We start from the raw sequence: 22,084 nt of genomic DNA, 5'->3' as shown, positions 1-22,084 counted from the left end.
AATTAAAATCCTAATTTATACTGTAACTTAATAAAGAAGCTCGTTCCATATCCAATTGGATTTGTTGTTGAGCCTCCTGCGTGTGCTGTAGCTCCACTCGTTGTTGAGCGAATATCTTTGATATCAAATAAGTTTCTTACTCCAACTGTTGCATACAACATATTTTTGAAGAAAGGTTGTCTTACACTAAAGTCTAACCAAGAATAACTTTCTTGTTTTCCTTTTGCATAATACTCACCAAATTCATCCGATCCTTTTTTGAAACGTTCCTCTTCTCCATTAAATTTATAGTACAAAGAAAAATTAGTTCCCGTTTTCTCCAAACGATAGTTGATATTTGCCGTTACTTCAGGGGTATATAAATACTTATCAGTTCCTTTAGGTGCTTTGTGAATTTCTTGAGAAACTCCTGACATCGTAAAACCAAGACCAAAATCAAAAGAATTCCAGCTCAATTGGCTCAAGAACGTTGCTCCAATATTGCGGTATAAATCTGTATTCTCATAAATGAATTTCAATCCATCTGGATTTACAACTTCAATTAAATCAATTTTATCCGAAACCTCTAAATAACGACCTGTTAAACTGTTGCTCAATTCAATATTATCTCCCAATGAAAACGTTTTCTTAAAGTTTAGAAATAACGTTTTTCCTTTTTCTGGTTTTAAATTTTCATTCCCTTGTAAATCGTGATTCACATCTACAAAGTACGTATACAATTCTTCATAATTTGGCAAACGAGGAGAAGTACCAATTGTACCACGAATCTCATAATCACCTGGAAGAACGTATTTCAATACCAAGCTCATAGCATGTTGGCTGTCAAATGTATTTGAAGTCATCAAGCGATACCCTGGACGCACCATCAAGCGCGGTAAAACATTGATTTCAGAAGAAGCATAAAAATCATAGCTTCCCAATGCTTTTTTCTGTGGATTTTCAGCTAGCTGTTCTGACATGGCAGAAAAACCATTCGTATATGCTATTTCATATCCTACTTGAAATTTCGCTGCATCTAATTTGATAAAGTCACTAAACGTACCTCTTGAGAAAAACACTTCTCTACTTTCACTTTTAAATGAGCTTTTATCGAATTTTTCATCGTACATAATACGATATCTATATTTATTGGTTTCTCTTTCTTGTTTTTGATAAGAGAAAGATAAATCAAATCGCAACCAATCATTCCAATTTCCAGATGTATTCAATACATTCGACCAACGCTGTGTATTCAAAATACGATCTACAGCTACTGGGTTTATTGTTTCAAAGATTGGATCTTCATTAATATTGAACAGTTTAGCATAGTCTTTCATGCGCTCATCAAAATATTCAAACTTATAATATACACGATAAGACTTATGGTGATAGTTTAAAAAACCTTTTACGTTATTCTGATTTTTTGGCAACCACTCATGTCCTCTTTTATCTTCATCACCATAATAGGTAAATCCCTTTCTATCGTCATACCACCCTTTAAAATCATTATGCGTATACGAGATACTAGCATATAAATTATCATTGATGTTATGTCCCAACGTAATACCCTGAATATGCTTCCCTTTATTCTTTAGGTCATATTCACTTCCTACAGTTTCTTCTTGTACAAAGAAATTGACATTCCAATCGTTGATGTTATTCTTTTTGGTGATGATATTGATAATTCCCGTTACTGCATTAGCGCCATAGTCAACTCCCATTGCTCCTTCAACGATTTCAATCTGCTCAATATCGTCAAGGTTGATTTGCGTTAAGTCCGTGTTGTTTCCGAATCCTTCATCTGAAATCATCGGTACATTATCAATAAGAATAGTAAAATATTGGGCGTCTAAACCGAACATTTTAACGGTTGAACGACCTGTACCTGCATTAGGTAAAATAGAAATATTCATTACTTGATTTAAAGCATCCGCTAAAGTAACAGCGCCTAAATTTTCAATTCTTTGCCTATTTAGAACAGTTACGTTATTGACAGCTTTATTGATCGACTGAGGATTATATTGACCCGAAATTACAATTTCTTCCAACTTTTGGTCTGGCTCTTTGATCGTATCATTTGTTTGAGCAACTACAGTAGAACTTAAAGTAAGTAAGGTACCTGTTGCAAGCAGTAGTGAACGTTTCATTTATATGTAAAGTCTTTTATTTAGATGGATTCTTAATTGCAAAGATAAGAAAATATATTATTTAAATTGATTTTAAATAATATATTTTTAATAAAAAAAGCGAAGTTAACAACTTCGCTTTTTGATCTATACGCTGAGCTTCTAGTTTTTAGGTAAGAACACTTCCGCCATCATGCATCTTGCACTTCCACCACCACATGCTTCAATAGTATCTAAGCTGCTGTGTAGAATTTTTGCGTGTTTTTCAAGTGTTTTAATCTGTCCATCTGTTAAGCTATTATAAGCTTGTGTAGACATCACCAAGTATTTTTCGTCATTTGCACCTAATATTTGTAACATATTACCTGCAAAATTGTTTACTTGATCTTCTGTAATAAGAACAACTTCTTTTCCAGATTCTTTTAAGTGATTCAAAACAATTTTTCTCTCTTGTTTATCATCAATTGTATCAGCACAAATAACGGCGAATGTATCCCCTAAACACATCATTACGTTGGTGTGGTAGATATTTTTACGCTCTCCATCAACGGTTTGGAATGCTTCAAAGATAACAGGGTTCATTTCAAAATCTTCACAAAACTCAATCACTAAGCCTTCATCTGCACGTGGAGATAAAGCACAATAAGCGATTTCATTGGTTCTGTCTAATAAAAGGTTTCCTGTTCCTTCTAAAAACAAATCATCTTCTTCCGCAGAAGTATAATCCCAAATATCGTTGATTTCAAATCCTTGTTCCTCTAAAATATCCAAGATATCTTCGCGTCTTTCTAGTCGTCTGTTTTCAGCAAACATAGGATACAAAACAACTTCTCCAGATTCGTGGAAAGAAATCCAGTTGTTTGGAAAAATACTATCTGGTGTATCCGGATCTACTGTATCATCTACTACCGTAACATGTACTCCTACAGCGCGTAACTTCTCAACGAAAGCATCAAATTCTTGTTGTGCTTTTGCATTTACTGTTGCTGGAGTTAAATTGTCTAAAACCTTTTGGTAATAGTTATTCACTGCTGTTTGCTCATTCATACGAAAAGCAACAGGACGAATCATCAGAATATTATTTGTTATCTGTTTCATACTATTCAAATTAATCTCTTATTAAAGGCAGTGTAGAACATCTCAATAAACCTTCTTGTTTTGCAATTTCGGCATATGGGATTTCCTCTACTGTAATATTATGGCTTCTTAACCAATTGTTCAAACGCGTAAAGTTTCGTTCAGAAACAACAACGTCTGGAGCGATAGAGAAGATATTTGAATTCATGTGATACATTTCTTCTCTTGTAATTTGGAACAAATTCGCTTCACCAAAGATATCAACTAAATATTGATATTCCTTCTCATCATAAAAACCTCCTTTATAGATAATCGCTTTATCCAAACCTACGGGTTGGAAACAACAATCTAAATGTAAGGCATTGTCTCTTGGTTCTACTTTTGATTTAACTAAATCAAAGCTCTTGATTATCTTGTTTGGAAATAATTCACGGATAAATTCAACGCCTAATTCGTTGGTACGAGCAGTAATATAATTGCGATAATCTGGACGTTTGTATGATCCAATAAAGATATGATCATTCCACAACATTACATCACCACCTTCGAAATGCATTTCCTCTGGTGCGGATATAATATCGTTGGGATTTATTTGGTCTAAAACGTAGTTTATAGCGTCTAATTCTCTGTCTCGATCGGGAAGTATATTGGCTTTGATAAATTTATTATCAATCACGAATCCAATGTCTCGAGTAAAGATTTGATTGTAGTCTTCAATGATTTCAGGTCGATATACCTTTACCTCGTATTTTTCAAAAACCTGATTAAAAGCTTCCATCTCACGTACCATATCAGCTTCAACTGGATAGGTACCTGCTTTGATATGTTCCAGTGATTTCGGATCATAAGCTTCTTCTATTGTAGGGGTGGGTCCATTACTAACGGCAGTGCCTAGGACCACAGCCCGCAAACGAGAGGTTTCATTTTTTACATTTAATTGTAACATATGCTGTCATTTTGTACAAATATAGTAAAACCCCTTTTGATAAAAAGTTGTTTTTGTGTGTTTTTACTTTTTTCTAGCGATATGATGAAAGTATAGATAATCCTGTTAGGCTTTCATCGAAACAACTGTTCAATTAGATCAGGCATTTCCAAATCTCCCATCACTCATAATCAATAAAAAAAGGAAATGATTACTCATTTCCTTTTCTATTTTATACTGGACAGCAAATTATTTTCTTTGGTCCATTGGAACAAATTCTCTTAAAGGTTCTCCAACATACAATTGACGTGGACGTCCGATAGGTTCTTTGTTGATTCTCATTTCTTTCCATTGTGCGATCCATCCTGGTAAACGACCGATAGCAAACATTACAGTAAACATCTCCGTTGGGATACCTAATGCTCTGTAAATAATTCCAGAGTAGAAATCTACGTTTGGATATAAGTGACGATCTACGAAGTAAGGATCTTTTAATGCTGCTGCTTCTAATTGTTTAGCAATATCTAAAACAGGATCATCAACACCTAATTTAGCTAATACTTCATCTGCAGCTTTTTTAATGATACGTGCTCTTGGATCAAAGTTTTTGTAAACGCGGTGACCGAATCCCATTAAACGGAATGGATCATCTTTGTCTTTTGCTTTGTTGATATATTTCGCAACATCACCACCGTCATTTTGGATTGCTTCTAACATCTCAAGTACTGCTTGGTTAGCACCACCGTGAAGTGGCCCCCAAAGTGCAGATACTCCAGCTGAAATTGAAGCGAATAATCCAGCATGCGATGAACCTACCATTCTTACTGTAGCAGTAGAACAGTTTTGTTCGTGATCGGCATGTAATATAAATAATTTATCTACTGCGTTTTTAATAACTGGATCCATTTCATATGGTTCAGTTGGCAAAGCAAACATTAACTGTAAGAAACTATCTACATAACTTTTTGTGTTATCGTAATAGTTCAATGGGTATCCTTTTGCTTTTCTATATGTCCATGTTGCAATAACTAAGAATTTACTCATCGTTTTGCATACAGCTTCATATAAGCTCTTTTCACAGTCTGCATCAACAACTTTTGGGTTAAAAGCAGTTAGTGCACTTGTTAAAGAAGCTAATACACCCATTGGGTGTGCTGTTTTCGGGAATCCGTCAATGATATTTTTCATTTCTTCGTTTACTAACGAATACTTGCGAATATCTTTTTCAAATTGAGTTAATTGCTCTTGCGTTGGTAACTCTCCGAAAATAATTAAATAAGAAACTTCTAAAAAGTTAGATTTAGCAGCAAGGTCCTCGATTGAATAGCCTCTATATCTTAAAATTCCTTGTTCTCCATCTAGGAAAGTAATTGCACTTTGGCATGAACCAGAATTTTTATACCCTGGATCTAAAGTGATAGCCCCTGTTAAAGCACGTAATTTTAAGATATCAATTGCTACTTCGTTTTCAGTACCAACTAATACTGGCAGTTCGTGTCTTTGACCATCAACTTCTATAAAAGCTGTTTTAGACATATTGTTATTTTTTATTTACTTTTTATTTATATAATTAAAACATTTAAAATGTTTTTTGCAGTTGGAAAGATAAGAAATATTATGCTTACATACAAGATATAAAAGCTAATAATAATCATTGATTCACAACATTTTCGGTACTATTTCTATAAAAATATATTGTTAGAAACAATTGTATTTCAATCTACAATATACTATTAAAAAAATAATAAATAAGTAGATTTTTTACAAAAAAAGCTCCAACATGATAAGTTGGAGCCTTTTTATTAATTTGATAAAATTAGTTGATTTTAAATGCCTTTTCTTGTGGATAATAAGCAACATCGCCTAATTCTTCCTCAATACGAAGTAATTGGTTGTATTTTGCCATACGATCCGAACGTGAAGCCGAACCTGTTTTAATTTGACCACAGTTTAAAGCTACTGCTAAATCTGCAATTGTACTATCTTCAGTTTCTCCTGAACGGTGAGACATTACAGAAGTGTATCCAGCATTTTTCGCCATATTAACTGCTGCAATCGTTTCTGTTAACGTTCCAATTTGATTTACTTTAATTAGAATTGAATTTCCAATACCTTCATTGATTCCTCTTTCTAAACGCGTAACATTTGTCACGAATAAATCATCTCCTACTAATTGTACTTTATCTCCGATTTTTTCTGTTAAGTATTTCCATCCTTCCCAGTCATCTTCATGCATTCCATCCTCAATAGAGATAATAGGGTATTTAGCAGCTAATTCCGCTAAATAGTCCGCTTGCTCTTGTGAACTGCGTACTTTACCTAAATCACCTTCAAATTTAGTATAATCGTATTTTCCATTTACATAGAATTCAGAAGCTGCACAGTCTAAAGCTAGCATGATTTCATCACCGAAACGGTATCCAGCATTCTCTACTGCTACTTTAATAGAATCTAAAGCATCTTCCGTTCCTTTTAAAGCTGGAGCGAATCCTCCTTCATCACCAACAGCAGTACTTAGCTGTCTGTCGTGTAATACTTTTTTCAAGTGATGGAAAATTTCTGTTCCCATTTGCATCGCGTGTAAAAACGTGATTGCTTTTACAGGCATAATCATAAATTCTTGAAATGCTATCGGGGCATCAGAGTGAGATCCACCATTGATAATATTCATCATGGGTACAGGCAACGTATTCGCAGAAACACCACCTACGTAACGATATAAAGGCATCCCCAATTCAGCAGCAGCAGCTTTAGCTACAGCTAAAGAAACTCCTAAAATTGCGTTAGCACCTAAATTTCCTTTATTTGGTGTACCATCTAAGTCAATCATCAACTGATCGATATAATTTTGTTCAAATACGCTTAAACCTACAATATTTTCAGCAATAATCGTGTTCACGTTTTCAACAGCTTTTAAAACGCCTTTACCCATAAAAGCTTTTCCACCGTCTCTTAATTCGACAGCTTCGTGCTCTCCTGTAGAAGCTCCTGATGGAACAGCAGCTCTTCCTAAACTTCCATTACTTGTAATCACATCAACTTCAACAGTTGGATTACCTCTAGAATCTAAAATTTGACGTGCGTGAACGCTTAAAATTGTACTCATAATTAAAGTGTGTGTTATTAATTAGTCTAGGGTATCTGTGGTAGATTACCGTCGACTCTTGTGTTGTGTATTTTACTTTTTCAAATCCTTTTAGCAAGAAAAGGAGGTCTTAATTTTTACTCATATTCGAAACGAAATCGTCGAATAAATATCTTGAATCGTGTGGTCCAGGGCTAGATTCTGGGTGGTATTGAACAGAGAAAACTGCTTTGTTTTTCATGCGTACACCAGCCACCGTTTGATCATTTAAATGCAAATGTGAAATTTCTAAGGTTGGGTGGTTTGTCAACTCCTCTTTAATCACAGCAAATCCATGGTTTTGAGACGTAATTTCTCCTTTACCAGTCAATACATTTAATACTGGGTGGTTTACTCCTCTATGTCCACTGAACATTTTGTAAGTTCCTACACCTTGAGATAAACAAATTAACTGATGCCCTAAACAAATACCAAAAACAGGTAATTTTCCTTCTACAACTTGTTTAACTACCGTTAATACTCCTTTATCAGCTAAAGCTTGTGGGTCACCAGGCCCGTTAGATAAGAAGATCCCGTTTGGATTGAAAGCCAATAAGTCTTCATACGAACTATTGTATGGAAATACTTGGATATAGCAATCACGCTCCGCTAAACAACGTAAGATATTTGTTTTGATACCAAGATCTAAAACAGATACACGGTATTTGCTTTCTGGGTTACCATAAAAATAAGGTTCTTTTGTAGAAACCACAGAAGAAAGTTCTAATCCTTCCATAGAAGGCACTTCTTTCAATAAAGCTTTTAGTTCTTCAACTGATTTACCATCTGTGCTCAAAACTGCGTTCATTGCACCATTGTCACGGATATAAGCAGTCAAAGCTCTTGTATCCACATCTGAGATAGCAACTAATTGATGTGCATCAAAATAATCGTATAAACTACCATCTGCACCAGGGCGAGAATATTCGTAGCTAAAGTTCTTACATACTAATCCAGCAATCTTGATTCCATCAGAATCTACTTCATCTGCATTAACTCCGTAGTTACCGATATGAGGATTAGTAGAAAGCATAATTTGTCCGTAGTATGACGGATCAGTAAATACTTCTTGATACCCTGTCATTCCAGTATTAAAGCAAATTTCACCAAAAGCTGTTCCTTTAATACCAATTGATTTCCCATAAAAAACGGTGCCATCTGCTAAAACAATGATACCGTCTTCTTTTCTTTTATATTCCATGTGTAAGTTGTATTGTAGTGATGCAAAAATAAAGCAAAAAAAAGGACATTCTAAAAAGAATGTCCTTTTAATTTTATAATGAAAACATATATAATGAATTATTATTCATTTGTTTCTGTTTCAGTTGTAGTAGCTTCAGCTTGAGGAGCGTCAACAGTTTCAGCTTTCTTCTTCCCTCTACGAGTAGTTTTCTTAGCTTCTTTCTTAGCTACATTGTAGATTTCGTTGAAATCAACGAATTCAATCATAGCCATATCAGCGTTATCTCCTAAACGGTTACCTAACTTGATGATACGTGTATATCCTCCTGGACGATCACCAACTTTTTGAGCAACCTCTCTGAACAATTCAGTAACAGCTTCTTTGCTTCTCAAGTAAGAGAAAACAACACGACGATTATGAGTATCGTCAGTTTTAGATTTAGTTACTAAAGGTTCAATATATTGTTTTAATGCTTTTGCTTTAGCTACAGTAGTATTGATACGCTTGTGCTCAATCAAAGAACAAGCCATATTAGCTAACATAGAATTTCTATGTCCAGCTTTTCTACCTAAGTGATTTATTTTTTTTCCGTGTCTCATTGCGTTATCGAATTTAGACTTTAGCGGTCTAGATTATTCTTTATCTAATTTGTATTTTGATAGATCCATACCAAAATTTAATCCTTTCACAGCAACTAATTCTTCTAATTCAGATAATGACTTCTTACCGAAGTTTCTGAATTTCATCAAATCATTTTTGTTGAAAGATACTAAATCTCCTAATGTATCTACTTCAGCCGCCTTTAAACAATTTAACGCTCGAACTGAAAGATCTAAATCTACCAATTTAGTTTTTAGAAGCTGTCTCATATGCAATGATTCTTCATCGTATGATTCAGTTTGAGCAATTTCATCAGCCTCTAAAGTAATTCTCTCGTCTGAGAACAGCATAAAATGATGAATCAATGTTTTAGCTGCTTCTGTTAAGGCGTCTTTTGGATGAATAGAACCGTCTGTAATGATATCAAAAACTAACTTTTCGTAGTCAGTTTTTTGCTCTACACGGTAATTTTCTATAGCATACTTAACGTTCTTAACTGGAGTATAAATCGAATCTGTGAAAATTGTTCCGATTGGTGCATTTGGTTTTCTATTCTCCTCTGCAGCAACGTAACCTCTACCCTTTTCGATTGTTAAATCCATTGTAATACTTACACTGCTTTCGCAATTGAAGATAACTAACTCCGGATTTAATACTTGGAAATTAGAAATATACTTCTGGAAATCACCAGCAGTCATTTGTTCTTTCCCTGAAAAAGTGATACTTACAGATTCATTATCTATATCTTCCACCTGACGTTTAAAACGTACTTGCTTAAGGTTAAGGATAATTTCAGTAACATCCTCAACAACACCAGCGATGGTAGAAAATTCGTGATCAACTCCTTCGATACGTACTGAAGTAATAGCATACCCCTCTAACGAAGACAGAAGTACTCTTCTCAATGCATTACCAATAGTCAATCCATATCCCGGTTCTAAAGGTCTAAATTCGAATTTACCTCTAAAATCGGTCGAATCAATCATGATAACTTTATCGGGCTTTTGAAAATTAAATATTGCCATATTTGTTTCGACTGAATGTCAATTATTATTTGTTGTACAACTCTACGATTAACTGTTCTTTGATGTTTTCTGGAACTTGAAGTCTTTGAGGTACAGCAACGAAAGTACCTTCTAAAGTTTCAGGATTCCAAGTAATCCATTCGTAAACAGAACTAGAATTAGATAACGAACGTTCGATAACTTCTAAAGATTTAGATTTTTCACGAACAGCAACTTTATCACCAGCTTTTAATTGGTAAGAAGGAATATTCACTACTTCACCGTTCACTGTGATATGTCTGTGAGAAACTACTTGACGTGCAGCTCTACGAGAAGGAGCAATTCCCATTCTGTAAACTACGTTATCTAATCTCGATTCACACAATTGAATCAATACCTCACCAGTAACTCCACGAGCAGCCGCAGCTTTCTTGTAAATATTACGGAATTGCTTTTCTAAGATACCGTATGTGTATTTTGCTTTTTGTTTCTCCATTAACTGGATAGCATATTCAGATTTTTTAGCTCTTTTTTTAGCTAATCCGTGCTGTCCTGGAGGGTAGTTTCTTTTTTCGAATGATTTATCATCTCCGAAAATAGCTTCGCCGAATTTACGAGCGATTTTTGTTTGTGGACCAGTATATCTTGCCATTTTTCAAAATAAAAAAAAGGTAGGGATTATGAATTCAGGTCACTTTCCTCCGATAATCTATCCTACCTTTGGTTATACTATAAATTAAACTCTTCTTCTCTTAGGAGGACGACATCCGTTGTGTGGGATTGGAGTAATATCGATAATCTCAGTTACTTCGATTCCACCATTATGTAAAGATCTGATTGCAGATTCTCTTCCGTTTCCTGGACCTTTTACATAAACTTTTACTTTTTTCAATCCTGCCTCAAGTGCAACTCTACCACAATCTTCAGCAGCCATCTGAGCAGCATACGGAGTGTTCTTTTTAGAACCTCTGAATCCCATTTTACCTGCAGACGACCAAGAGATTACTTCACCTTTCTTGTTAGTCAAAGAAATAATGATATTGTTGAATGTTGCATTAATATGAGCTTCACCTGTTGTTTCTACAACAACTTTACGCTTTTTTGTATTCGCTTTAGCCATATTACTACTTATTATTTAGTTGCTTTTTTCTTGTTAGCAACAGTTTTTCTTTTACCTTTTCTCGTTCTCGAGTTATTCTTCGTTCTTTGTCCTCTTAATGGAAGTCCAGTTCTATGACGGATTCCTCTGTAACAACCGATATCCATTAAACGTTTGATGTTTAAAGAAATCTCTGAACGTAATTCACCTTCAATTTTGAAATGACCTACTGCTTCACGGATAGCTCCGATCTCGTCATCATTCCAATCTTGTACTTTCTTATCTTCATCAACATTAGCTGCTGCTAAAATTTCTTTAGCTCTACTAGAACCAATCCCGAAGATATAAGTTAAAGCAATAACTCCTCTTTTGTATTTAGGTATGTCTACCCCTGCGATTCTTGCCATAATTATCCTTGTCTTTGTTTAAATCTAGGATTCTTTTTATTAATAACGTAAAGTCTACCTTTTCTACGTACTATGATGCACTCGGCACTTCTTTTTTTAACTGATGCTCTTACTTTCATTTTAATAGCCTCTTTAATATCTATAAGTAATTCTTGCTTTGGTCAAGTCATATGGACTCATTTCCAGTTTCACTCTATCACCAGGCAACAACTTAATGTAGTGCATACGCATTTTACCTGAGATGTGCGCGATAACAACGTGACCATTTTCTAATTCTACACGGAACATTGCATTAGACAATGCTTCGATTATTGCTCCGTCTTGTTCTATTGCTGATTGTTTTGCCATAAAATTTAAGCTGTCGCTCTTCTATTTTTACCACTTGTCATCATACTATCATACTGTTTGTTTAATAGATATGAGTTAACTTGTTGGATTGTATCAATTACAACACTCACCATAATTAATAGTGAAGTACCACCATAAAACATCGCCCATCCTTGTTGAACCCCTAAGATGCTAACAATGATTGCTGGGAAAACAGCAATGATTGCAAGATATAAAGACCCAGGAAAAGTGATCAATGACATAATTCTATCTAAGAAATCTGCAGTCTCAGAACCAGGCTTAACCCCTGGAATAAAACCACCACTTCGCTTCAAGTCATCTGCCATTTTATTAGTAGGTACTGTAATCGCGGTGTAAAAGTACGTAAAAATAATGATTAATAAAGCAAAAAGTAAATTATACTCCCAACCAAATACATTGTGGAATGTATTACTAATTGATTTTGCAGTATCCGAAGTTGACAAACCAGCTACAGCAGCAGGCACAAACATGATCGCTTGCGCGAAAATAATTGGCATAACTCCTGAAGCATTTAGTTTCAAAGGAATCCACTGACGGTTTCCTCCTAACATGGATTGATCATACGTTCCAGAAGCGCTTCTACGAGCGTATTGTACTGGAATTCTTCGTACAGCTAATGTCAAATAGATACAAGCTACGATAATCAATAACCATAAAATTACTTCAATAACAACTAACATTGGTCCTCCGTTATTTTCTGTAATACGTGATTGGAATTCTTGGATGAAAGACATTGGAAGTCTTGCAATAATACCAACCATAATTAATAACGAAATACCATTTCCAATCCCTTTATCAGTAATTTTTTCTCCTAACCACATGGCAAAGATAGTTCCGGCAGTTAGTATCATTACTGAAGAAAACAAGAATGAGAAAGAATTAAAACCTAGCAAAAATGCATCTGATGGCAATTGCACATACAAGTTATAAATGTAACTAGGTCCTTGTAATAAGGTAATACCGATAGTTAACCATCTTGTAATTTGATTCATTTTCTTTCTACCGCTTTCTCCATCATTTTGTAATTTTTGCAGATAAGGAACCGCAATTCCCATCAGCTGCACCACAATGGAAGCAGAAATGTAAGGCATAATACCTAAAGCAAAAACAGATGCCTGTGCAAATGCACCACCTGTAAAAACGTTAATTAACCATCCGATTCCTTGATCCGTTTGATCAGTCAACGCTTGCAATTTCGTTGCATCAATACCTGGTAGAGTAACTTGTGTACCAAAACGGTACACAAGTAATAGTCCTAATGTGATTAAGATTTTATTTTTTAACTCTTCAATTTTCCAGATACTGGCTAATGTTTCAAAAAACTTCTTCATCCTGTTCACTAAGATTTTATAACGTTACAACTTCTCCTCCTGCTGCTTCAATAGCTGCTTGGGCAGAAGCTGAAAATTTATGAGCAGAAACTTTTAATTTTGCTTTTAGCTCTCCACGTCCTAAAACCTTAACTAAACTGTTTTTAGTAGCTAATCCTAAATCAACTAATTGAGAAAAATCTACAGTATCAGTTACTTTTCCGCTATCAACAAGACCTTGTAAAGCCTCTAGGTTAATTACAGCGTACTCAACTCTGTTAATGTTTTTGAAACCGAATTTAGGTACACGTCTTTGAAGTGGCATTTGCCCTCCTTCAAATCCGATCTTTTTCGAATAACCTGAACGTGATTTAGCACCTTTATGTCCTTTTGTAGAAGTTCCTCCTTTTCCAGAACCTTCACCACGACCAACACGTTTGTTTTGGTTGTGTACTGAACCGTTTGCTGGTTGTAAATTACTTAAATTCATCTATTGCGAATATTATTTAATTTCTTCTACAGAAACTAAGTGTTGAACTTTATTTACCATTCCTAAGATTGCAGTAGAAGCATCATGTTCAACTACTTGACCAATCTTACGAAGTCCTAAAGCCTCTAATGTTCTCTTTTGGTTAAGAGGACATTTAATTTGGCTTTTTACTTGTTTTATTTTGATTTTCGACATAATCTTTCAAATTAACCTTTAAATACTTTTTCTAAAGAAATTCCTCTTTGTTTTGCAACTGTAGAAGCACTTCTTAATCGTAATAAAGCATCGAAAGTAGCTTTCACCACGTTATGTGGATTCGAAGAACCTTGAGACTTAGATAATAAATCTGTAATTCCTACAGCTTCAACTACCGCTCTCACAGAACCTCCAGCAATAACTCCCGTACCTAATGATGCTGGCATCAACAATACACGCGCTCCACTGAATTTACCTTTTTGTTCGTGCGGAATAGTATGTCCGTTTAATGGAACTTTAACTAAGTTTTTCTTAGCATCTTCAACTGCTTTAGCAATAGCCTCAGATACATCTTTAGATTTACCTAAACCGTGACCCACTACACCGTTTTCGTCACCTACAACAACAACAGCAGAAAAACCAAAAGCTCTTCCCCCTTTTGTTACTTTAGTAACACGGTTTACACTAACCAAACGATCTTTTAAATCAAGACCGCTTGGTTTTACAAATTCTACGTTTTTATAATTTTGATACATAACTAATTAGAATTTTAATCCAGCTTCTCTAGCGCCGTCTGCTAATGATTTAACACGTCCGTGGTATAAATAACCGTTTCTATCAAAAGATACAGTTTCGATACCTGCTTTTAAAGCTTTGTCTGCGATTAGTTTTCCAACCGATGCAGCAGTTTCAACATTGGTTCCTCTTGTTATCCCAGCTTCTCTTGACGATGCTGACACTAAAGTTACTCCATTTACGTCATCTATGATTTGTGCATAGATTTCTTTATTACTTCTGAATACAGAAAGTCTAGTTCTAGCAGGTGTACCGCTAACTGTCTTTCTAATTCTGAACTTTATACGTTGTCTTCTTTCAGATTTTGTTAATGACATAGTCTTAATTTTTAAGCTGATTTACCTGCTTTTCTTCTTAATTCCTCACCTACAAACTTGATTCCTTTTCCTTTGTAAGGCTCTGGCTTACGGAAAGAACGGATTTTTGCAGCTACTTGACCTACTAATTGTTTGTCGTGAGAAGTCAATTTTACTAGAGGGTTTTTCCCTTTTTCTGATATTGTTTCAACTACAACTTCAGGAGCGATATCCATCACGATATTGTGAGAGAATCCTAAAGCTAAGTCTAGCTTTTGCCCTTGGTTTGAAGCACGGTATCCTACCCCTACAAACTCTAAAGTTACAGTAAATCCTTCAGAAACACCAGCAATCATATTGTTAATTAAGCTACGGTATAATCCGTGTTTAGCTCTTTCATCTTTATCGTCAGATGATCTTTCTACAACAACTTGATTATCTTCTACTTTAACACTAACTGTATCGAATTTCTGAGTAAGCTCTCCTAATTTACCTTTAACAACAATAACGCCTTCTTGAACATCAACTGTTACACCAGCAGGAATTGTTATCGGACTTTTTCCTATTCTTGACATTTCTTAGTCTTTTTAAATTAGTATACGTAACAAACTACTTCACCACCAACATTCAATTGTTTTGCTTGTTTTCCAGTCATCAATCCTTTTGATGTTGAAACAATCGCAATTCCTAAACCGTTTAAGATTCTTGGAAGGTCAGTTGCAGAAGCGTATTTACGCAAACCTGGTTTACTAATTCTTTGGATATCTCTAATCACAGACTCTTTTGTGTCTTTATCGTATTTCAAAGCTATTTTGATTGTACCTTGAACTGTACTATCATCAAATTTATAGCTTAAGATATATCCTTGATCGAATAAAATTTTCGTGATTTCTTTTTTGAAGTTAGATGCTGGGATCTCTACCACTTTGTGGTTTGCACGCACAGCATTTCTAATTCTTGTAAGGAAATCTGCTATTGGATCTGTATACATTGTTTTTACCTTTAAATCTTAATTACCAACTTGCCTTTTTAACTCCTGGTATCAACCCTTGGTTAGCCATCTCACGGAAAGTAACACGAGAAATACCGAATTGACGCATATACCCTCTAGGTCTTCCAGTTAATTTACATCTGTTGTGTAAACGTACAGGAGAAGCATTTTTAGGTAATTTTTGTAACCCTTCGTAGTCACCAGCTTCTAAAAGAGCTTTTCTTTTATCAGCATATTTAGCTACTAATGCTTGTCTTTTAACCTCACGGGCTTTCATTGATTCTTTAGCCATAACTCTTAATTCTTTTTAAAAGGTAATCCTAATTCAACTAGTAAAGATTTAGCTTCTTTATCTGTGTTAGCAGATGTTACAAACGTAATATCAAAACCAGCGATTTTGTTTACTTTATCAATATTGATTTCAGGGAAAATAATTTGCTCAGTTACACCTAAGTTATAATTTCCTCTACCGTCGAATCCATCAGATTTGATACCAGAGAAATCTCTCACTCGTGGTAAAGCAGAAGTAACTAAACGGTCTAAGAATTCGTACATTCTTTCGCCACGTAAAGTAACTTTAGCTCCAATTGGCATTCCTTTTCTCAATTTGAAAGAAGCAACGTCTTTCTTAGAAATAGTAGCTACTGCTTTTTGTCCTGTAATTTTAGTTAATTCCTCTACTGCGTAATCAACTAATTTTTTGTCAGATACAGCTGCACCAACACCACGGCTAACAACAATTTTCTCAAGTTTAGGAACTTGCATAATGTTCTTGTATCCAAACTCCTCTTTAAGAGCAGAGATCACTCTGCTATTATATTCTTCTTTAAGTCTTGGTATATAAGCCATAACTATAATACTTGATTTGATTTTTTAGAAACTCTTACATTTTTTCCATTTTCATTTCTTTGGATAGCTACTTTCGTAGTATCGTTTGTCTTAGGATCTACGATCGCTAAGTTAGAAATGTGGATAGGAGCCTCTTTTTTAACAATACCACCTTGAGGGTTAGTAGCACTAGGCTTAACATGCTTAGAAATGATGTTTACCCCTTCAACAATAGCTTTGTTCTTTTCGCGTAATACACGTACGATTTTTCCTTCAGATCCTTTGTGATCTCCAGTGATAACACGTACAGTATCTCCTGTTTTTATCTTTAGCTTAATCATGTTTAGAACGAATTACAACACCTCAGGTGCTAATGATACAATTTTCATGAATTGTTTTTCACGAAGTTCTCTTGCTACTGGTCCAAAAACACGAGTTCCTTTCATTTCACCTGCAGCATTTAACAATACGCAAGCGTTATCATCGAATCTAATGTATGATCCATCAGCTCTTCTAACCTCTTTTTTAGTGCGAACAACTACAGCAGTAGAAACAGTACCTTTTTTCACACTTCCGTTTGGAGTTGCGTCTTTGATACTTACTACAATTTTATCCCCTACTGAAGCGTAACGACGCTTTGTCCCACCTAATACACGGATAGTCAAAACCTCTTTTGCTCCCGTGTTATCTGCTACTTTAAGTCTAGATTCTTGTTGTACCATAATTATTTCGCTCTTTCAATGATTTCAACTAATCTCCAACATTTTGATTTAGATAATGGACGAGTCTCCATAATTCTAACTGTATCACCAATGTTGCAGTTGTTCGTTTCGTCGTGAGCAACATATTTTTTAGTTTGCTTCACGAACTTTCCATATAATGGGTGTTTTACTTTTTTTACTTCAGAAACAACAATAGATTTCTCCATTTTGTTACTAGTAACAACACCTATTCTTTCTTTTCTTTCTTTTCTATTTTCCATCTTTTGGCAGAATACAATTATTGTAACTCTCTTTTGCTTAGCTCAGTATTCACTCTAGCAATTGTTCTTCTCACCTTTCTGATTTGAAGAGGGTTCTCGATTGGAGAAATTGCATGAGTAGCTTTTAAGCTATTTAATGCGTTAGTCAACTCTTTTAATTGCTCTTGTAAATCAGCTACAGATAGGTTTACTATTTCAGATTGTTTCATGATAAATTTCTATTATGCTTCGAAATCTCTAGCAATTATAAATTTTGTTTTCACAGGAAGTTTTTGAGCAGCTAAGCGTAAAGCTTCTTTCGCTACAGATAGTGGAACACCACCAACCTCAAACATTATTTTTCCTGGTTTTACCACAGCAACCCAGTATTCTACTGCACCCTTACCTTTACCCATACGCACTTCAAGAGGCTTCTTAGTGATTGGTTTGTCTGGGAAAATCTTGATCCATAATTGTCCTTCACGTTTCATGAAACGAGTTGCAGCGATACGTGCAGCCTCGATTTGACGAGAAGTGATAAATGCTGAATCTAAAGATTTAATTCCGAACATCCCATTAGAAAGTTCATGCCCTCTTTGGGAAATCCCTTTCATCTTACCTTTCTGTACCTTACGGTATTTTGTTCTTTTAGGCTGTAACATTTTTCTTCAGTTTAAAAATTACTTTCTTTTGCGTTGGTTAGGTCTACCTTTACTAGATCCTGCTGGTGATTTAGACTGTTTTTTATCCATACCAGCTAACGGAGAAAGATCTCTTTTACCATAAACCTCACCTTTCATGATCCACACTTTAATTCCCATTCTACCGTAAGTAGTATGAGCTTCAGCAAGTGCATAATCGATGTCGGCTCTGAAAGTAGATAATGGAATTCTTCCATCTTTGAAAGATTCTGAACGTGCCATTTCAGCACCGTTCAAACGACCAGAAATCATTACTTTGATTCCTTCAGCATTCATTCTCATCGCAGCACCAATAGCCATACGGATTGCTCTACGGTAAGAAATTCTGTTTTCGATTTGACGAGCAATACTAGCAGCCACTAAAAACGCGTCAAGTTCAGGTCTCTTAATTTCAAAGATATTGATTTGAACTTCCTTATCAGTAATCTTTTTCAATTCCTCTTTCAACTTGTCTACCTCTTGTCCACCTTTTCCGATAATGATACCAGGTCTAGCAGTAGTGATAGTAACGGTTACAAGTTTCAAAGTTCTCTCGATGATTACTTTTGATACACTAGCTTTTGATAAACGAGCATGAATATACTTTCTGATTTTGTGATCCTCAGCGAGTTTATCACCGTAATCATTTCCACCATACCAGTTTGAGTCCCATCCTCTAATAATACCAAGGCGATTCCCGATCGGATTAGTTTTTTGTCCCATACTGTTTATTAATTGCTTTGTGTGTTATTATTTGATCCTAATACGATTGTCACGTGATTAGAACGTTTTCTTATTCTGTGTGCTCTTCCTTGAGGTGCAGGACGAAGTCTTTTCAACATCATTCCTCCATCTACTCTAATTTCCTTTACAAAAAGTCCAGCTTCTTCCATGTTTTCTTCCACGTTTTTTGCTTGCCAGTTTGCAATTGCAGACAAAACTAATTTCTCTAAACTACGAGAAGCATGTTTTGAACTGAATTTTAATATATTTAGAGCTTTTTCTACTTTCTGTCCTCTTACTAAATCCGCTACTAAGCGCATTTTTCTTGGAGAAGTAGGGCAATTGTTTAGCTTAGCAAAAGCAACCTGCTTATTAGCTTCTTTAATTTGCTCAGCTCTTTCTCTTTTACGAACTCCCATAGCTTCTTATTATTTTTTACCTTTATTCTTTGCACCAGCGTGACCTCTAAACGATCTTGTTGGTGAAAATTCCCCTAACTTATGTCCAACCATGTTCTCTGTTACATATACAGGAACAAATTGACGACCATTATGTACTGCGATAGTCTGTCCAACGAAATCTGGAGTAATCATAGAAGCTCTTGACCAAGTTTTGATAACAGCTTTATTTCCAGACTCTACATTTTTAAGAACTTTCTTCTCTAATTTAAAGTGAACATAAGGTCCTTTTTTTAACGAACGTGCCATGTTTTACTCTTTTATTTCTTTCTACGTTCAACGATATACTTGTTACTCGACTTAACTTTAGAACGAGTTCTATAACCTTTAGCAGGCATCCCGTTTCTTGAACGTGGATGTCCTCCAGAAGAACGACCTTCTCCACCTCCCATTGGGTGATCTACCGGGTTCATAGCTACAGCTCTTGTTCTAGGTCTTCTACCTAACCATCTAGATCTACCAGCTTTACCAGAAACGATTAATTGGTGATCGTGGTTCGATACAGCTCCAATAGTAGCCATACAAGTTAACAAAATCAAACGCACTTCACCAGAAGGCATTTTAATTGTTGCATACTTACCATCTCTTGCTACTAATTGCGCGAAAGTACCAGCTGAACGAGCAATCACTGCTCCTTGTCCAGGACGTAATTCAATACAAGAAATAACAGTTCCTAAAGGAATTCTACTTAAAGGCATTGCATTACCTACTTCAGGTGATGCATCTGGTCCTGAAACTACAGTTTGTCCAACTTTAAGACCAGCTTGTGCGATAACGTAAGTTTTAGCTCCATCCGCATAAGCAAGTAATGAAATAAATGCTGAACGGTTTGGATCATACTCGATTGTTTTAACAATTGCAGGAACTCCTTCTTTTGTTCTTTTGAAATCGATGATACGATATCTTTGTTTATGACCACCACCTGTGTAGCGCATGGTCATTTTTCCTTGACTATTTCTACCTCCAGATTTTTTTTTCGGTGCTAGTAAACTACGCTCCGGCTTATCAGTTGTTATAGCGTCAAAACTATTTACAACTCTAAAACGCTGACCTGGGGTAATAGGTTTTAATTTTCTAACTGACATTATTTATTAGATATTTGAATAAAAGTCTATATTATCTCCTTCTTTCAATTCAACTATTGCTTTTTTGAAAGCATTAGTTTTAGCGTTAATCATACCGCTTTTTGTATATTTAACAGAACGCTTAGCACCATAGTTCATAGTATTAACGTTAACAACACTAACACCATAAGTAGCTTCTACAGCTTTTTTGATCTCAATTTTGTTCGCTCTTCTATCAACTACGAAACCATAACGGCCAAAAATTTCACCGTCTTTTGTCACTTTTTCTGTAATTATAGGCTTAATTAAAACACTCATGTTCTTATTATTTGCTTAAATTTTCAACAATTCCAGCCACAGATCCTTCTGTCAAGACTAAGCTTCCCGCGTTTAAAATAGCGTAAGTACTTAATTCTGAGTTAGTTACAACAGCAGCCTTCTCTAAATTGCGTGATGACAAATATACATTTTTATTTGATTCACCCAACACAAATAGAGATTTTTTATTTTCTAACCCTAAAGCTTTCAATACACTAATGAAATTTTTAGTGCTTGGTGCTTCGAAGTTAAAGTTTTCTAAAACGATTAAGTTCTCTTCGCGAACCTTAATTGAAAACGCCGATTTTCTAGCTAAGCGTTTTAAGTTCTTATTCAATTTGAAAGAATAGTTTCTTGGTCTTGGCCCGAAAACTCTTCCCCCTCCTCTGAATACTGGTGACTTGATACTTCCTGCTCTCGCCGTTCCAGTTCCTTTTTGCTTTTTAATCTTACGCGTACTTCCAGAGATTTCAGCTCTTTCTTTAGCTTTATGTGTACCTTGTCTTTGATTTGCTAAATATTGTTTAACATCAAGATATACTGCGTGATTATTTGGCTCAATTCCGAATACTGAATCTAAAAGTTCAACTTTTCTTCCAGTATCTTTCCCTGTAATATCTAAAACTTTTACTTCCATTACTTCTGAATGATTACATAAGAGTTTTTGTGTCCTGGAATAGCTCCTTTTACAACAAGTAGGTTCTTATCAGCCACTACTTTTAAAACTCTAAGATTTTGTACTGTTACATTTTCTCCTCCAGTTCTTCCTGCCATGCGCATTCCTTTGAATACTCTAGATGGATAAGAAGAAGCTCCTACAGAACCTGGTGCTCTTAAACGGTTTTTTTGACCGTGAGTAACTTGACCTACTCCGCCAAATCCATGACGTTTAACAACCCCTTGGAAACCTTTTCCTTTAGATACACCTTGAACGTCTACGAATTCTCCTTCAGCAAACAAATCTACAGTGATAACATCACCTAATTTGTGTTCTCCTTCGAATTCTTTGATTTCAACGACTTTTCTTTTAGCAGATGTTCCCGCTTTCTTAAAGTGACCTAACTCAGCTTTAGTAGCGTGTTTCTCTGTCTTGTCATCGAAACCAAGTTGTAACGCTTCATACCCGTCAACCTCATTGGTTCTGACTTGGGTAACGACACATGGACCAACTTCGATTACTGTACATGGAATGTTTTTTCCATTTTCGTCGAAAATACTAGTCATGCCGATTTTTTTACCAATTAACCCAGACATAAATATTTAATTAAATTATTTGAAACTTATTTAAAAGAATTAAGCAT

The 22,084-nt window shown here is 35.2% G+C and carries 34 protein-coding genes; all 34 read right to left on the bottom strand.

Annotated features, from left to right (window positions below):
- Nucleotides 1–2 precede the first annotated feature (2 nt).
- Nucleotides 3–2,126: a TonB-dependent receptor plug domain-containing protein gene (locus tag M2306_RS17390; protein ID WP_115091691.1), complete on the bottom strand. Its 2,124-nt coding sequence runs from the start codon at nucleotides 2,124–2,126 to the stop codon at nucleotides 3–5.
- 141 nt (nucleotides 2,127–2,267) lie between these two features.
- The gene (gene ctlX, locus M2306_RS17385) at nucleotides 2,268–3,203 is read right to left on the bottom strand and encodes a citrulline utilization hydrolase CtlX (RefSeq protein ID WP_115091692.1); all 936 of its coding nucleotides are present in this window, start codon (nucleotides 3,201–3,203) and stop codon (nucleotides 2,268–2,270) included.
- A gap of 10 nt (nucleotides 3,204–3,213) precedes the next feature.
- Nucleotides 3,214–4,128: a dimethylarginine dimethylaminohydrolase family protein gene (locus M2306_RS17380; RefSeq protein WP_115091693.1), complete on the bottom strand. Its 915-nt coding sequence runs from the start codon at nucleotides 4,126–4,128 to the stop codon at nucleotides 3,214–3,216.
- A 228-nt stretch (nucleotides 4,129–4,356) separates the two neighbouring features.
- Entirely contained in the window at nucleotides 4,357–5,643 is a 1,287-nt protein-coding gene (locus M2306_RS17375) for a citrate synthase (protein WP_115091694.1), read from the bottom strand.
- A gap of 280 nt (nucleotides 5,644–5,923) precedes the next feature.
- The gene (eno, locus tag M2306_RS17370) at nucleotides 5,924–7,213 is read right to left on the bottom strand and encodes a phosphopyruvate hydratase (RefSeq protein ID WP_259188758.1); all 1,290 of its coding nucleotides are present in this window, start codon (nucleotides 7,211–7,213) and stop codon (nucleotides 5,924–5,926) included.
- 109 nt (nucleotides 7,214–7,322) lie between these two features.
- On the bottom strand, nucleotides 7,323–8,432 hold the full coding sequence (carA, locus tag M2306_RS17365) for a glutamine-hydrolyzing carbamoyl-phosphate synthase small subunit (protein ID WP_259188759.1): 1,110 nt from the start codon (nucleotides 8,430–8,432) through the stop codon (nucleotides 7,323–7,325).
- Between the two features lie 101 nt (nucleotides 8,433–8,533).
- On the bottom strand, nucleotides 8,534–9,013 hold the full coding sequence (rplQ, locus tag M2306_RS17360) for a 50S ribosomal protein L17 (RefSeq protein ID WP_115091696.1): 480 nt from the start codon (nucleotides 9,011–9,013) through the stop codon (nucleotides 8,534–8,536).
- A gap of 33 nt (nucleotides 9,014–9,046) precedes the next feature.
- Nucleotides 9,047–10,039: a DNA-directed RNA polymerase subunit alpha gene (locus M2306_RS17355; RefSeq protein WP_060874048.1), complete on the bottom strand. Its 993-nt coding sequence runs from the start codon at nucleotides 10,037–10,039 to the stop codon at nucleotides 9,047–9,049.
- Between the two features lie 25 nt (nucleotides 10,040–10,064).
- Entirely contained in the window at nucleotides 10,065–10,670 is a 606-nt protein-coding gene (rpsD, locus tag M2306_RS17350) for a 30S ribosomal protein S4 (protein ID WP_002987483.1), read from the bottom strand.
- 84 nt (nucleotides 10,671–10,754) lie between these two features.
- The gene (gene rpsK / locus M2306_RS17345) at nucleotides 10,755–11,138 is read right to left on the bottom strand and encodes a 30S ribosomal protein S11 (RefSeq protein WP_002987484.1); all 384 of its coding nucleotides are present in this window, start codon (nucleotides 11,136–11,138) and stop codon (nucleotides 10,755–10,757) included.
- 11 nt (nucleotides 11,139–11,149) lie between these two features.
- Nucleotides 11,150–11,524: a 30S ribosomal protein S13 gene (gene rpsM / locus M2306_RS17340; RefSeq protein ID WP_115091697.1), complete on the bottom strand. Its 375-nt coding sequence runs from the start codon at nucleotides 11,522–11,524 to the stop codon at nucleotides 11,150–11,152.
- Between the two features lie 2 nt (nucleotides 11,525–11,526).
- Nucleotides 11,527–11,643: a type B 50S ribosomal protein L36 gene (ykgO, locus tag M2306_RS17335; protein WP_002987490.1), complete on the bottom strand. Its 117-nt coding sequence runs from the start codon at nucleotides 11,641–11,643 to the stop codon at nucleotides 11,527–11,529.
- 13 nt (nucleotides 11,644–11,656) lie between these two features.
- Nucleotides 11,657–11,872, bottom strand: coding sequence for a translation initiation factor IF-1 (gene infA / locus M2306_RS17330; RefSeq protein WP_002987492.1), 216 nt, complete (start codon nucleotides 11,870–11,872; stop codon nucleotides 11,657–11,659).
- Between the two features lie 5 nt (nucleotides 11,873–11,877).
- The gene (gene secY / locus M2306_RS17325; protein ID WP_002987494.1) at nucleotides 11,878–13,224 is read right to left on the bottom strand and encodes a preprotein translocase subunit SecY; all 1,347 of its coding nucleotides are present in this window, start codon (nucleotides 13,222–13,224) and stop codon (nucleotides 11,878–11,880) included.
- 16 nt (nucleotides 13,225–13,240) lie between these two features.
- Nucleotides 13,241–13,693, bottom strand: coding sequence for a 50S ribosomal protein L15 (rplO, locus tag M2306_RS17320; protein ID WP_002987495.1), 453 nt, complete (start codon nucleotides 13,691–13,693; stop codon nucleotides 13,241–13,243).
- A gap of 12 nt (nucleotides 13,694–13,705) precedes the next feature.
- Nucleotides 13,706–13,888: a 50S ribosomal protein L30 gene (gene rpmD, locus M2306_RS17315; protein WP_002987496.1), complete on the bottom strand. Its 183-nt coding sequence runs from the start codon at nucleotides 13,886–13,888 to the stop codon at nucleotides 13,706–13,708.
- 11 nt (nucleotides 13,889–13,899) lie between these two features.
- Nucleotides 13,900–14,424, bottom strand: a complete 525-nt coding sequence (rpsE, locus tag M2306_RS17310; protein WP_002987497.1) for a 30S ribosomal protein S5 — start codon at nucleotides 14,422–14,424, stop codon at nucleotides 13,900–13,902.
- 6 nt (nucleotides 14,425–14,430) lie between these two features.
- The gene (rplR, locus tag M2306_RS17305) at nucleotides 14,431–14,781 is read right to left on the bottom strand and encodes a 50S ribosomal protein L18 (protein WP_002987498.1); all 351 of its coding nucleotides are present in this window, start codon (nucleotides 14,779–14,781) and stop codon (nucleotides 14,431–14,433) included.
- Between the two features lie 11 nt (nucleotides 14,782–14,792).
- Nucleotides 14,793–15,335, bottom strand: coding sequence for a 50S ribosomal protein L6 (gene rplF, locus M2306_RS17300; RefSeq protein WP_259188788.1), 543 nt, complete (start codon nucleotides 15,333–15,335; stop codon nucleotides 14,793–14,795).
- Nucleotides 15,336–15,352: 17 nt separating this feature from the next.
- A complete protein-coding gene (rpsH, locus tag M2306_RS17295; protein ID WP_002987500.1) occupies nucleotides 15,353–15,751 on the bottom strand; it encodes a 30S ribosomal protein S8 in 399 nt (132 codons plus the stop codon).
- Nucleotides 15,752–15,773: 22 nt separating this feature from the next.
- Nucleotides 15,774–16,043 carry a 30S ribosomal protein S14 gene (rpsN, locus tag M2306_RS17290; protein ID WP_002987503.1) on the bottom strand — a complete coding sequence of 90 codons (270 nt, stop codon included), beginning with the start codon at nucleotides 16,041–16,043 and terminating at the stop codon, nucleotides 15,774–15,776.
- A 5-nt stretch (nucleotides 16,044–16,048) separates the two neighbouring features.
- Nucleotides 16,049–16,600: a 50S ribosomal protein L5 gene (gene rplE, locus M2306_RS17285; protein ID WP_002987504.1), complete on the bottom strand. Its 552-nt coding sequence runs from the start codon at nucleotides 16,598–16,600 to the stop codon at nucleotides 16,049–16,051.
- A gap of 2 nt (nucleotides 16,601–16,602) precedes the next feature.
- Nucleotides 16,603–16,920, bottom strand: coding sequence for a 50S ribosomal protein L24 (gene rplX, locus M2306_RS17280; RefSeq protein ID WP_115091699.1), 318 nt, complete (start codon nucleotides 16,918–16,920; stop codon nucleotides 16,603–16,605).
- A 12-nt stretch (nucleotides 16,921–16,932) separates the two neighbouring features.
- Complete coding sequence (gene rplN / locus M2306_RS17275; RefSeq protein WP_002987507.1) at nucleotides 16,933–17,301, bottom strand: 50S ribosomal protein L14; 369 nt, start codon at nucleotides 17,299–17,301, stop codon at nucleotides 16,933–16,935.
- Between the two features lie 2 nt (nucleotides 17,302–17,303).
- Nucleotides 17,304–17,561, bottom strand: a complete 258-nt coding sequence (gene rpsQ, locus M2306_RS17270; protein ID WP_002987508.1) for a 30S ribosomal protein S17 — start codon at nucleotides 17,559–17,561, stop codon at nucleotides 17,304–17,306.
- Nucleotides 17,562–17,578: 17 nt separating this feature from the next.
- Nucleotides 17,579–17,770: a 50S ribosomal protein L29 gene (rpmC, locus tag M2306_RS17265; protein WP_002987509.1), complete on the bottom strand. Its 192-nt coding sequence runs from the start codon at nucleotides 17,768–17,770 to the stop codon at nucleotides 17,579–17,581.
- A gap of 12 nt (nucleotides 17,771–17,782) precedes the next feature.
- Complete coding sequence (gene rplP, locus M2306_RS17260; protein WP_002987510.1) at nucleotides 17,783–18,202, bottom strand: 50S ribosomal protein L16; 420 nt, start codon at nucleotides 18,200–18,202, stop codon at nucleotides 17,783–17,785.
- A gap of 18 nt (nucleotides 18,203–18,220) precedes the next feature.
- Nucleotides 18,221–18,943, bottom strand: a complete 723-nt coding sequence (rpsC, locus tag M2306_RS17255; protein ID WP_115091700.1) for a 30S ribosomal protein S3 — start codon at nucleotides 18,941–18,943, stop codon at nucleotides 18,221–18,223.
- An 8-nt stretch (nucleotides 18,944–18,951) separates the two neighbouring features.
- Nucleotides 18,952–19,362, bottom strand: coding sequence for a 50S ribosomal protein L22 (rplV, locus tag M2306_RS17250; RefSeq protein WP_115091701.1), 411 nt, complete (start codon nucleotides 19,360–19,362; stop codon nucleotides 18,952–18,954).
- Between the two features lie 9 nt (nucleotides 19,363–19,371).
- Nucleotides 19,372–19,650, bottom strand: a complete 279-nt coding sequence (gene rpsS / locus M2306_RS17245) for a 30S ribosomal protein S19 (RefSeq protein WP_002987514.1) — start codon at nucleotides 19,648–19,650, stop codon at nucleotides 19,372–19,374.
- An 11-nt stretch (nucleotides 19,651–19,661) separates the two neighbouring features.
- On the bottom strand, nucleotides 19,662–20,486 hold the full coding sequence (gene rplB / locus M2306_RS17240) for a 50S ribosomal protein L2 (protein WP_115091702.1): 825 nt from the start codon (nucleotides 20,484–20,486) through the stop codon (nucleotides 19,662–19,664).
- A 6-nt stretch (nucleotides 20,487–20,492) separates the two neighbouring features.
- Nucleotides 20,493–20,783 (bottom strand): 50S ribosomal protein L23, encoded by a 291-nt coding sequence (gene rplW, locus M2306_RS17235; RefSeq protein ID WP_002987517.1) that lies wholly within the window; start codon nucleotides 20,781–20,783, stop codon nucleotides 20,493–20,495.
- A 7-nt stretch (nucleotides 20,784–20,790) separates the two neighbouring features.
- Nucleotides 20,791–21,420 carry a 50S ribosomal protein L4 gene (gene rplD, locus M2306_RS17230; RefSeq protein ID WP_002987518.1) on the bottom strand — a complete coding sequence of 210 codons (630 nt, stop codon included), beginning with the start codon at nucleotides 21,418–21,420 and terminating at the stop codon, nucleotides 20,791–20,793.
- On the bottom strand, nucleotides 21,420–22,037 hold the full coding sequence (gene rplC, locus M2306_RS17225) for a 50S ribosomal protein L3 (protein ID WP_115091703.1): 618 nt from the start codon (nucleotides 22,035–22,037) through the stop codon (nucleotides 21,420–21,422). Before rplC ends, rplD begins: the two co-directional genes overlap by 1 nt.
- Between the last annotated feature and the right edge of the window lie 47 nt (nucleotides 22,038–22,084).

The sequence above is a fragment of the Myroides gitamensis genome, assembly GCF_029894455.1.
Taxonomy (GTDB): Bacteria; Bacteroidota; Bacteroidia; order Flavobacteriales; family Flavobacteriaceae; genus Flavobacterium; species Flavobacterium odoratum.
Note: the sequence above shows the minus strand (reverse complement) of the source record. Positions and strands in the feature narration are given on the sequence as shown.

Excerpts from the sequence above, each read along its gene's own strand:
- rpsK (WP_002987484.1), bottom strand. The coding sequence starts at position 11,138 with ATGGCTAAAGCGAATACAAAAAAGCGTAAAGTTGTTGTAGAAACAACA.
- rpsD (WP_002987483.1), bottom strand. The coding sequence starts at position 10,670 with ATGGCAAGATATACTGGTCCACAAACAAAAATCGCTCGTAAATTCGGC.
- rpsN (WP_002987503.1), bottom strand. The coding sequence starts at position 16,043 with ATGGCTAAAGAATCAATGAAAGCCCGTGAGGTTAAAAGACAAGCATTA.
- rpsE (WP_002987497.1), bottom strand. The coding sequence starts at position 14,424 with ATGTATCAAAATTATAAAAACGTAGAATTTGTAAAACCAAGCGGTCTT.
- rplQ (WP_115091696.1), bottom strand. The coding sequence starts at position 9,013 with ATGAGACACGGAAAAAAAATAAATCACTTAGGTAGAAAAGCTGGACAT.
- M2306_RS17380 (WP_115091693.1), bottom strand. The coding sequence starts at position 4,128 with ATGTTACAATTAAATGTAAAAAATGAAACCTCTCGTTTGCGGGCTGTG.
- rplE (WP_002987504.1), bottom strand. The coding sequence starts at position 16,600 with ATGGCTTATATACCAAGACTTAAAGAAGAATATAATAGCAGAGTGATC.
- eno (WP_259188758.1), bottom strand. The coding sequence starts at position 7,213 with ATGAGTACAATTTTAAGCGTTCACGCACGTCAAATTTTAGATTCTAGA.
- secY (WP_002987494.1), bottom strand. The coding sequence starts at position 13,224 with ATGAAGAAGTTTTTTGAAACATTAGCCAGTATCTGGAAAATTGAAGAG.
- rpmD (WP_002987496.1), bottom strand. The coding sequence starts at position 13,888 with ATGTCGAAAATCAAAATAAAACAAGTAAAAAGCCAAATTAAATGTCCT.
- M2306_RS17375 (WP_115091694.1), bottom strand. The coding sequence starts at position 5,643 with ATGTCTAAAACAGCTTTTATAGAAGTTGATGGTCAAAGACACGAACTG.
- rplC (WP_115091703.1), bottom strand. The coding sequence starts at position 22,037 with ATGTCTGGGTTAATTGGTAAAAAAATCGGCATGACTAGTATTTTCGAC.
- rplR (WP_002987498.1), bottom strand. The coding sequence starts at position 14,781 with ATGTCATTAACAAAATCTGAAAGAAGACAACGTATAAAGTTCAGAATT.
- rpsM (WP_115091697.1), bottom strand. The coding sequence starts at position 11,524 with ATGGCAAGAATCGCAGGGGTAGACATACCTAAATACAAAAGAGGAGTT.
- rplW (WP_002987517.1), bottom strand. The coding sequence starts at position 20,783 with ATGAGTGTTTTAATTAAGCCTATAATTACAGAAAAAGTGACAAAAGAC.
- rplB (WP_115091702.1), bottom strand. The coding sequence starts at position 20,486 with ATGTCAGTTAGAAAATTAAAACCTATTACCCCAGGTCAGCGTTTTAGA.
- rplN (WP_002987507.1), bottom strand. The coding sequence starts at position 17,301 with ATGGTACAACAAGAATCTAGACTTAAAGTAGCAGATAACACGGGAGCA.
- carA (WP_259188759.1), bottom strand. The coding sequence starts at position 8,432 with ATGGAATATAAAAGAAAAGAAGACGGTATCATTGTTTTAGCAGATGGC.
- ykgO (WP_002987490.1), bottom strand. The coding sequence starts at position 11,643 with ATGAAAGTAAGAGCATCAGTTAAAAAAAGAAGTGCCGAGTGCATCATA.
- rplP (WP_002987510.1), bottom strand. The coding sequence starts at position 18,202 with ATGTTACAGCCTAAAAGAACAAAATACCGTAAGGTACAGAAAGGTAAG.
- rplX (WP_115091699.1), bottom strand. The coding sequence starts at position 16,920 with ATGATTAAGCTAAAGATAAAAACAGGAGATACTGTACGTGTTATCACT.
- rplV (WP_115091701.1), bottom strand. The coding sequence starts at position 19,362 with ATGGGAGTTCGTAAAAGAGAAAGAGCTGAGCAAATTAAAGAAGCTAAT.
- M2306_RS17390 (WP_115091691.1), bottom strand. The coding sequence starts at position 2,126 with ATGAAACGTTCACTACTGCTTGCAACAGGTACCTTACTTACTTTAAGT.
- M2306_RS17355 (WP_060874048.1), bottom strand. The coding sequence starts at position 10,039 with ATGGCAATATTTAATTTTCAAAAGCCCGATAAAGTTATCATGATTGAT.
- rpsQ (WP_002987508.1), bottom strand. The coding sequence starts at position 17,561 with ATGGAAAATAGAAAAGAAAGAAAAGAAAGAATAGGTGTTGTTACTAGT.
- rpmC (WP_002987509.1), bottom strand. The coding sequence starts at position 17,770 with ATGAAACAATCTGAAATAGTAAACCTATCTGTAGCTGATTTACAAGAG.
- rpsH (WP_002987500.1), bottom strand. The coding sequence starts at position 15,751 with ATGTATACAGATCCAATAGCAGATTTCCTTACAAGAATTAGAAATGCT.
- rplO (WP_002987495.1), bottom strand. The coding sequence starts at position 13,693 with ATGAATTTAAGTAATTTACAACCAGCAAACGGTTCAGTACACAACCAA.
- rplF (WP_259188788.1), bottom strand. The coding sequence starts at position 15,335 with ATGTCAAGAATAGGAAAAAGTCCGATAACAATTCCTGCTGGTGTAACA.
- rpsC (WP_115091700.1), bottom strand. The coding sequence starts at position 18,943 with ATGGGACAAAAAACTAATCCGATCGGGAATCGCCTTGGTATTATTAGA.
- rpsS (WP_002987514.1), bottom strand. The coding sequence starts at position 19,650 with ATGGCACGTTCGTTAAAAAAAGGACCTTATGTTCACTTTAAATTAGAG.
- rplD (WP_002987518.1), bottom strand. The coding sequence starts at position 21,420 with ATGGAAGTAAAAGTTTTAGATATTACAGGGAAAGATACTGGAAGAAAA.
- ctlX (WP_115091692.1), bottom strand. The coding sequence starts at position 3,203 with ATGAAACAGATAACAAATAATATTCTGATGATTCGTCCTGTTGCTTTT.
- infA (WP_002987492.1), bottom strand. The coding sequence starts at position 11,872 with ATGGCAAAACAATCAGCAATAGAACAAGACGGAGCAATAATCGAAGCA.